This is a genomic window from Vibrio sp. 10N.237.312.B06 (assembly GCF_041464685.1).
Classification (GTDB): domain Bacteria; phylum Pseudomonadota; class Gammaproteobacteria; order Enterobacterales; family Vibrionaceae; genus Vibrio; species Vibrio tasmaniensis_A.
In genome coordinates, this window is record NZ_JBFSPI010000125.1 from 1 (window position 1) to 9,100 (window position 9,100).

At 43.6% G+C, this 9,100-nt stretch carries 6 protein-coding genes and 1 pseudogene; 5 read left to right on the top strand and 2 right to left on the bottom strand.

Annotated elements, in window-relative coordinates:
* Positions 1-366: 366 nt before the first annotated feature.
* The 5 genes from AB6C75_RS21815 to AB6C75_RS21835 all read left to right on the top strand — a co-directional run bounded on the left by AB6C75_RS21815 (position 367) and on the right by AB6C75_RS21835 (position 7,120).
* Entirely contained in the window at positions 367-2,403 is a 2,037-nt protein-coding gene (locus tag AB6C75_RS21815; protein WP_372047930.1) for a methyl-accepting chemotaxis protein, read from the top strand.
* A 193-nt stretch (positions 2,404-2,596) separates the two neighbouring features.
* Positions 2,597-3,412, top strand: coding sequence for a 23S rRNA (guanine(745)-N(1))-methyltransferase (rlmA, locus tag AB6C75_RS21820; protein ID WP_009848662.1), 816 nt, complete (start codon positions 2,597-2,599; stop codon positions 3,410-3,412).
* 75 nt (positions 3,413-3,487) lie between these two features.
* Entirely contained in the window at positions 3,488-4,447 is a 960-nt protein-coding gene (locus AB6C75_RS21825; RefSeq protein WP_372047931.1) for a ChaN family lipoprotein, read from the top strand.
* 304 nt (positions 4,448-4,751) lie between these two features.
* Positions 4,752-5,105: a hypothetical protein gene (locus AB6C75_RS21830; protein ID WP_065678626.1), complete on the top strand. Its 354-nt coding sequence runs from the start codon at positions 4,752-4,754 to the stop codon at positions 5,103-5,105.
* Between the two features lie 128 nt (positions 5,106-5,233).
* On the top strand, positions 5,234-7,120 hold the full coding sequence (locus AB6C75_RS21835; RefSeq protein ID WP_012603497.1) for a BCCT family transporter: 1,887 nt from the start codon (positions 5,234-5,236) through the stop codon (positions 7,118-7,120).
* 333 nt (positions 7,121-7,453) lie between these two features.
* Here AB6C75_RS21835 and AB6C75_RS21840 read toward each other — a convergent pair whose 3' ends face one another.
* Together AB6C75_RS21840 and AB6C75_RS21845 are read right to left on the bottom strand one after the other, a co-directional pair.
* Positions 7,454-8,698, bottom strand: coding sequence for a DUF2264 domain-containing protein (locus tag AB6C75_RS21840; RefSeq protein ID WP_372100264.1), 1,245 nt, complete (start codon positions 8,696-8,698; stop codon positions 7,454-7,456).
* A gap of 278 nt (positions 8,699-8,976) precedes the next feature.
* Positions 8,977-9,100: pseudogene (locus AB6C75_RS21845) on the bottom strand (IS630 family transposase); the annotation flags it as partial.

Genomic DNA, 9,100 nt, shown 5'->3' on the forward strand with positions numbered 1-9,100 from the left:
TAGTAAGACTCGCTACACTGTGCGATCTAAACACCTTAAATGATAGGTGTTGGCCCATGAGCTGCATTTTTATTGCCCTAACCATCTCTATCTCTATCTCTATCTCTATCTCTATCTCTATCTCTATCTCTATCTCTATTCCCATGACCAGTTTGTAAGTTAACGCAGACAAAGCTTACCTACTCAGATTTAATACATTCCAAATTTCATTTCATATCTCATACACCATAATTTATAAATATAACTATCAATTCATTAATTCTTATCAATTACTGCCTATGAATAAGTTCTTATGATAGGAGGCTCAATAACAAACTTATCTAAAACCACTTAACAACACCTCAATGAAGACAGGATAATGAATTCATGTTCGATAAATACAAAAATCAAAGTGTTGGCTTCCAACTTAAGTTGGTCATTTTGCTGTGCTTACTTATCGCCTTTGGTTCTATCGCAACGCTCGTGTATCGCAATGCCTCACAAGTATTATTAGACAACACGTTAAGGGAACACCAATCCAAAGTAGAAGCGATGGCCAAAACCATATCTGGCCAATTCGATGCCTACCTGCATACCGCCAAAGTTTTAGAATCCACCTTTCGTAACGGTTACCTAGCAGGTGTTTATGTTGAGAATTACGACGTTGAGTTCAACGGTCATTCCATTCCTAACATGACTCAATATGGTGAAAGCCTAATCAACGACACTAAACTCGTTGATAGCTTTACTCGCGACACCGGCGCTGTAGCAACCCTATTTGCCCCATTTGGCGATGACTTTATTCGCGTGTCTACTTCTCTAAAAAAACCGTCAGGGGAACGTGTTGTTGCCACAACGTTAGGCAAGGATCATCCTGGCTATAACAAACTCAAAAATGGCGAAGCTTATTACGCGCAAGTGAAGCTCTTCGGCCAACGCTACATTACCTACTACGCACCTTTAACGAATGCACAAGGCAAAGTTAACGGTGTCTCTTTCATTGGTCTACCCGTAGAAGAGGCGACACAAAACCTGTTCGAGTCATTGCGTTCTGTCTCATGGGGCGATACTGGCTATACCATCATCGTTGACAATGAAGAAGAGCATCAAGGCCAGTACTTACTGCACCCTACTAATGCTGGAGGTGATAAATCTATTGTGGATGTTGCCGACTACGACGGTAACAAACCTTTCTATCAGCTCTTTGAGCAGCCATCCGGCTTGATTCTCTACCCTTTTGAGTATCAAGGAACAGTGGGCGAAAAATACCTCGTCTATACCGAAGTTCCGGGGTGGAATTGGAAACTACTTGGCGGCACATTTATTAATGAAGTCACTAAAGGCAGCGACGAACTGCTGAAACTTATCGCGATAATCGCGACCTTGATTGCCGCCGCTACCATCGTCGTGTTAACGCTCGTATTGAACCGTACGTTGACGCCGTTAACGACTTTAAACGAATACATGATGCGCTTAGGAAAAGGCGAAGTCAGCTTACATATTCCAAACAACGGTAAACAGACTAAGAATGAAATCAGCAACCTAAATACCGGCGTTGCGAATATGGCTGCTCAATTGAATACACTCGTTGGAGAAATTCGTACGACCAGTGATCAAGTACAAAACAGCTCTAGCAGTGTGTCACAGGATGCTAGCCACAATCTGAGCCAATCTGACCGCCAGCAAGCACAGGTTGAGCAAGTCGTTACCGCTATTGAAGAGATGGCTACCTCGGCAGAATCTGTAGCGCAGCAAGTGAATAGCATTGCTGAAAATGTTCGCCTTGCAAATGAAGACAGCCAGAAAGGTTTAGAAGTCGTTGAAGGTGTGTGTATTGATGTTGCCCAGCTAAATGATCAATTAGACAAATCAGCATCGGCCATCGAGCAAGTGAGTTCTGATAGCGAAAGCATTCAAACCGTCACCAAGATGATTGATGACATCGCAGAACAAACCAACTTACTTGCGTTGAACGCTGCAATAGAAGCCGCGCGAGCGGGGGATCAGGGTCGTGGTTTTGCCGTGGTCGCTGACGAAGTAAGAACATTGGCTCATCGTACACAAACGTCAGTACAAGACGTAGTGAGCATCATCGAGAAGTTGAAATCTTCAACTAACAATGCCGTGAACCTGATGACACAAAGCCAATCGAATGCCAACCAAGTACTTGATAAAGCGCAAGAAGCAGGCACAGCCCTAGAGTCGATTGCCTCTCAAGTTGAATCTATTGCCTCTCAAGCTGAAACCATTGCTGCGACATCAGAAGAGCAAGCTCAGGTTTCTCAAGAAATAGCAGCGAACGCGCATGCGATCAGCGATTTGAACCAGCAAAGCCGTGAAACCAGCGCTAAGACTTCTCACAGTGCTGATGAACTTCAAAAACAAGCTGAGTCGTTAAAGAACCAAGTTAACTTCTTTAGCTAAAAACCGAGTTCACTGTTTCTATCAGTGACTTGCTCATAACCAATAGAGCCAACCATACGTTGGCTCTATCTCTTCACTGACAGCCTCTGTATCTTCACTAATTGCCGTAAACCAAGACAGCTGCGTTTATTCTAGCGCCCCACTATGCTTCCTGTTAAAATTTTGGACTTGAAATTTCTACCTCGAGTTCGCAATGACTTACCAATGCCCTTTGTGTCACCAACCTTTATCTCAAAACGATCGTACGTTTAAGTGTGAAAAGAACCATCAGTTCGACCTAGCGAAAGAAGGCTATGTTAATTTGATGCCAGCACACCACAAACGCTCAAAAGATCCAGGTGACAACAAAGAGATGATGCAGGCTCGTCGCCGCTTCCTTGAAGGCAACCACTACGATCCAATGCGTCAAGCTGTTGTTGGTTTATGCGCTAGCTATCTGCCAGCAACCGCCCCTAGCCTATTAGATATCGGTTGTGGTGAAGGTTATTACACCAATGAAATTGCGGTAAACCTTCAAGAAAAGAATGGTGCGACTTTTGGCCTAGACATTTCTAAGATTGCTATCAAATACGCAGCTAAACGCTACCCTGCTGTCGACTTCTCAGTCGCTTCGAGCCATCGCCTGCCCTTTGCGGAAAACAGCTTAGACGGCATTCTACGCATTTATGCGCCTTGCAAGGCTGAAGAACTGCAGCGCACCATCAAAGACAATGGCGTGGTGATCACCGTGACCCCTGCTAGCCGACACCTGTATCAGCTGCGTGATGCAATTTATGATGGTGTTCGCTTGCACGACGAAGATCCAGAAATGATTGAAGGTTTTACTCTTGAGCACCAAGAGCAACTAAACTATATGATGGAACTATCGGGGTCAGACGCATTCGACCTGCTACAGATGACGCCGTTTGCTTGGAAAGCGAGTGAAGAGTTTAAACAACAACTCATTGATGCTGAGCAATTCAACTGTGAAGCGGACTTTATGCTGCGAGTGTACCGCAAACAGATTTAATTGATATTGATTATCGTTTGCATTGAAATATCCTCTTGCCTCCTTTAGTATGCGTGTTCTTCAAGGAGGCATTTCATGCAACGTATTATTCTTATCGGATTAGCGACCCTGCTTACAGCTTGTGCTAATCAACCTTCAAACAGCACTTCTCAAAAAGTGGCTAACACGCAAACGCAAGCCGTTTCCACATTCTACGACTACCAATTCGCGTCTCCACAAGGCGAAACGCTTTCTCTCGATGCATTACCTAAACAGCTGATTGACGCTGATGTGGTTCTTATTGGCGAATGGCACACTCACTCGGCAATCCATCGCTTCCAAACCGATTTCTTAAAAGCACGTCACAACGCCACATCAAACATCGCGCTTTCAATGGAACAGTTCACTCGAGAACATCAAGACACATTAAACCAATATCTCAATGATGAAATTGGCGAACAAATTCTTATGTCTCAAGCGGCAGCTTGGCCAAACTACGAAAGTGATTATCGCGCTTTAGTTGAGTTCGCTAAAACCAATGACGTCGATATCATCGCGGCAAACGCACCAAAACCCTTCGTACAATGCATTGGCCGTAAGGGATTAGCCTATCTAGATCAGCTAACGACGGAACAACGTCAGTGGATTGCTTCAGAAGTGGATACTGGCGATAGCCTTTACAAAGAAAAATTCATGGCTTCGATGCATCACGGCACGCCAGAGCAAACAGAAAAGCAGTTTGCCGCTCAAGTAACATGGGATGAAACCATGGCGGAGTCGATTGTCGGTTACCTAACATCAAACCCAGATCAGCAAGTGATTCATGTTGCTGGCAAGTTCCATACAGAAGATGGTTTAGGCACAGCTGCATCGATTCTGCGTCGCAATCCCGATCTAAAAATTGCGATTATCAGCCCAGTTAAGGAAATCGCTTCAGATAGCAGGGACTACCAGCTCAAAGTGCTTTCTCCACCCGCTCGCTTTGTTAAAAAAGAGAACAGAATGAAGGCATACAAACACCTATCTAAGCGCGGCGCTAGCCTAGAGTGCGACTAAACCATCCTTATCCATTCTTATCCATTCTTATCCATTCTTATCCATTCTTATAAGAGAACGAAACGATGGGCTAATTCTAGATAACTAGCCCATCGACAGAGCTTCATTGGCTCCTATCATCCACTCTAACTCTATATAACATTCAAATTCCTTATCGGCACAAGATTTGCTTAATAACTAGACGGTTTGACTAAGCAGACGAAAAAACAATGTGCGAATAAAAAAACATCACCACGGTGATTAAATGCACAAGTTTTTCACACCTCTGCCGATACTATATTTAAGGATAGGTAAGGAGAGCGATATGACACCAGTAGGAACGAATAATACTCAGCTGTATTCACCTGCGAAAATGAACGCACAGAATAAAAGCATCGAGGCTGAAAAGCCTGCTCCACTCAAGGTGGAACAAAATACCGTTAAGCTTTCCGATGAAGGAAAAGCGCTATTATCTGCTCTTAAACAAATCGATAAAGAATCCAAAAAATTCGAAGCGGAAAATGCAACCGTTACCGATAAAGTTGAATCGTTCGCTCATGGCGCTTTAGGTATGGATCACCCAGATAAGATTGAAGAAGAGGACGATGGTTCTTATTCAGCTGGGCAATACTTATCCGCAGCGGCAACCGTTGGTGGCATTCTACTTGCCTTAATCTAACTTTCCCCTCTGTTACTGCACTTTCCTCTCTGCATTAAAGCGATTTGTCGTCACGACAACAGACCCGATTTGGTCTAAAAAACGAGTTCATTCCATAATTCCGCTCTCATTTTAATGGAATAATACTCGTGAAAAACACTTTTGAGCTTATTGATAAGCCTACTTTCTTTGGTGCGATTGCACTCCTACTCACGATAGTTTTCCCGCTCATTTTGTTCCCTGCACAGGGCGCAGACTGGATTGCGGTTGCGAAAACATTCATGACGGATCAACTTGGATTTCTATATCTTGCTCTAGGCCTAGCTGCTTGTGCCTTCATGGTTTACGTTGTGTTCAGTGATATGGGACAAATTAAACTGGGTGAAGCTGATGAAGAACCTGAGTTCAAAACTGCATCATGGGCAGCAATGCTTTTCTGTGGTGGTATCGGCGCAAGTATCTTGTACTGGGGCTGTATTGAGTGGGCTTACTACTACCAATCACCGCCTTTCCAACTAGAACCCGGAAGTGAAGAAGCGGTTCGTTGGGCGGCAACTTATGGTTTGTTTCACTGGGGACCAATCGCTTGGTCTATCTACCTGATCCCAGCGATTCCTATCGCTTACTTCTTTTATGTGCGTAAACAGCCTGTTCTAAAGATCTCTAGTGCGTTAATGCCTGTTCTTGGTGAACACCGCAGTAAAGGCGTACCTGGAAAAATCGTCGATATCCTATTCATTTTCGGTCTACTGGGTGGCGCCGCGACAACACTAGGTTTAGCAGCACCTCTCATCACTGAAGGTCTGAATCACCTATTCGGTCTACCTAAAAACAACCTTACGCAAGCAATGGTGCTTTTAGTTTGTACGGCAATTTTTGCTTACTCTTCTTATGCTGGCTTGGAAAAAGGCATCAAGATCCTGAGTAACATCAATTTCTGGGGTGCAATGGGTTTACTGACTTTCGTTCTGATCGCCGGTCCAACAATCTTCATGCTAGAAACAGGCTTAGACTCTATTGGTCGTCTACTGTCTAACTTCTTCGTGATGGCAACGTGGGCTGAACCATTTGGTGGTTACGGTACCTTTGAGAACACGCACTTCCCACAAGACTGGACCATTTTCTACTGGGCATGGTGGCTAGTATTTGCACCAAGTATGGGCCTGTTTGTTGCGCGTATCTCTCGCGGAAGAACCATCAAACAAATGGTGTCAGGTTCAATTTTCTTTGGCTCTCTAGGTTGTTTCTTGTTCTTCATGATCTTAGGTAACTATGGCCTATCACTACAACTTTCTGGTGAACTAGATGTAGTAGCGATTTTGAATGCAGAAGGCGCTACCAAAGCTATCTTCTCGATGCTTGCGCAACTGCCAATGAGTACACTAGTTATCGCGGTATTTACGCTGCTGTGTATTATTTTCACTGCAACGACATTTGACTCAATCTCATACATCCTAGCGTCTGTTGTGCAAAATAACGTGACCGAAGAGCCAATGCGTTGGAACCGTATGTTCTGGGCATTCACACTGTCGTTCTTGCCAACGATTCTGATGTTCTTGGGTGGTCTAAGTACGCTACAAACGGCAGCAATAGTTGGTGGCTTACCGCTACTGGTGATCTCTGTGATGCTGATGATTTCAGCGGTTCGTGCAACGAGCCTCGATCTACGCCATCAAGACGCGTACATCGAGCCAACGATCAATATCGAAGAACTACCAGATATGGACCCTTGGTCTGCAGAAGGTATGGCACTGGCTCAATTTGAGAAAGAAAGAGATGCAGCACAAGAAGCTGCAGAACTTGAGCGTGTTGCTTACACAGAACTTGCCGCAGTGAAGAAAGAAATTCGCGCTTATGTGCTAGAACAAGGTGCACAAATGGAAACTCACGAGTTACCAGAGAACCTACAACAAGCACTTGAGCAGGCCGAGAGTAATCTTAGTGCCGCACAAGCGAAAAAAATCGAGTTATCTGAGCAAGCTCAGAATGCTCGTATCACGTTCAACCAGGTGGTTGCAGACTTACCGCTTGCTTGACATTAGCCATGACGCAGTCCATTGATTTGGACCCTCCTAAATACGACAAAGGCTCACAGAAATGTGAGCCTTTTTTATTCGGGTGATTGACTAATCATCGTTAACTAGCGATTCGGGTGGTTTAATACGTGGTCTTACCATGCACTTAAATCCTAATATATCAATAAGTTAGAAGGATAAACATCGATAAATGGCGGCAAAGTGTCTACACCAACTATACTATGCCTTTACACATATTCAGATCACCCAGTGATGACTATAATCTGACTAAAGGTTCAAACCAGAATAAAAAAACGACTTTCAAAGTCACGACAAATACACTATAGAACGAGGTTATTTTTTCTCTCTAAAGTAGCCATCCCGCATAACATCAGGTTCACCAGCCCAGATCCGTTTTTGAGTCCAAGGCTTAGCCCTACTAGTCCAGAAACTATGTTCTGCCGGCAAGCCCAGAACCAAAAAGCCAAGAGAGTTCATATATACACTGCCTGATGATATATATGGTTCAGCTTGATTTATCTGCTCTCCAATAACGCCTATTTTCAACCAACCCTCTTTATCAAAATTGCTTTTGGGGTAGTCAGAAAAGAAACGTTCCATCACGGCTGATAAGGCAGCACGAACCTGTCCTTCTGGAAGGTCTTTTGGTAATTGCCTCATTAAGGCCATTTGAGCCAGGCTCTGGAAAGCACTAAAACGATAGACAGATGAGCGACCTACAATTGGATAAGTACCTTCTGGTGAAATCATACGTTCCAACACTGCAGCATAGCGTGACGATCTCTGCAGTACCTTTTCGTAATACTTTTTACCCAATGAATGTTCATGTTTCTTAAGTACTGTCAATATATCTATAAGCATGGGTTGAATAACATAAGAGTTATAATAATCACGGTGGAATTCTGGGCCATCAGAATAAAAGCCATCTCCCACATACCATTCCATATGCTTTACAACACCAAACTCTATCCGGGCTACCTGAGCTTCCCCCGTAACTTCGAGTAAGAACGTCTCTACCATTGCTCCAAATAGCAGCCAGTTACTATAAGACGTATCTACAATGTTATTAACCTTACGCATTGCGACAATGACATTCTGCTTATCTTGCTCAGGCAAACGCTGCCATAGTTGTTTTGGTGCACGCAGGAATGCCTGGGCTAGATAGGCCGAATCTACCAGTGGCTGCTTATCAAAATCAAAATTCATATAATCAGGTGATTGAGGGTTTACAGCATTACTAACTGCCTTATGTGCAAGAAGAATATATTTTTCCCTTAGCTTACCTTCTTCGGTATCGTCAGGCCCTAGTTCTAGCCATGGTGCCATACCTGCCATCAGACGGCCAAATGCCTCTAGTGGAGCAAACTTGCTTCGAACGCCATAACCTTTCTTAAACGGTCCCTGTATATTTGGTATAGACTTTTTGAGAGTTTCTTCACTAAGAGAAACTAAAACGGGATCGGCCATTCGATTTAAGTTCTCAATCCACCGTTCTCGGCCCACATCCGCGCTCGCAGCATGACTGACAGATGTTAATAAACACCCTATAAGAAACATTTTTATGTAAAAATTTAACATAGTTTTATCTAATCTAATTAACCCAGAATATTAAGAATTAAAGAGCCGAAGTTGTCGGCTCTTTAATTGCTTTCTCTTTTTTCATTGTACAGTATCACATTACACAAAGGCTAACCCGTGCTAGGCAAGATTGCCAGAAAAAACCATGTAACTTCGAATGCTAAACCCATTGCCGAAACAGTGAGCTATTCACAAGCGGTTAGCCCTCACCCCTGCCAGGGTCTGTTAGGGTGGTTTAAAACGCTCAACAATTAACTTTAAAAGTTAATTATACCCGTTCAACTTGAAAATGCAGGCTTCAACATCTGAAAATTATCCGTAATTCTGGATACAAGTGAGCCTGCAATTTTTGGTAGCGTCACATTAAAAAACTTTTTGATAGCAGAGGTGAATGCTGCTTTT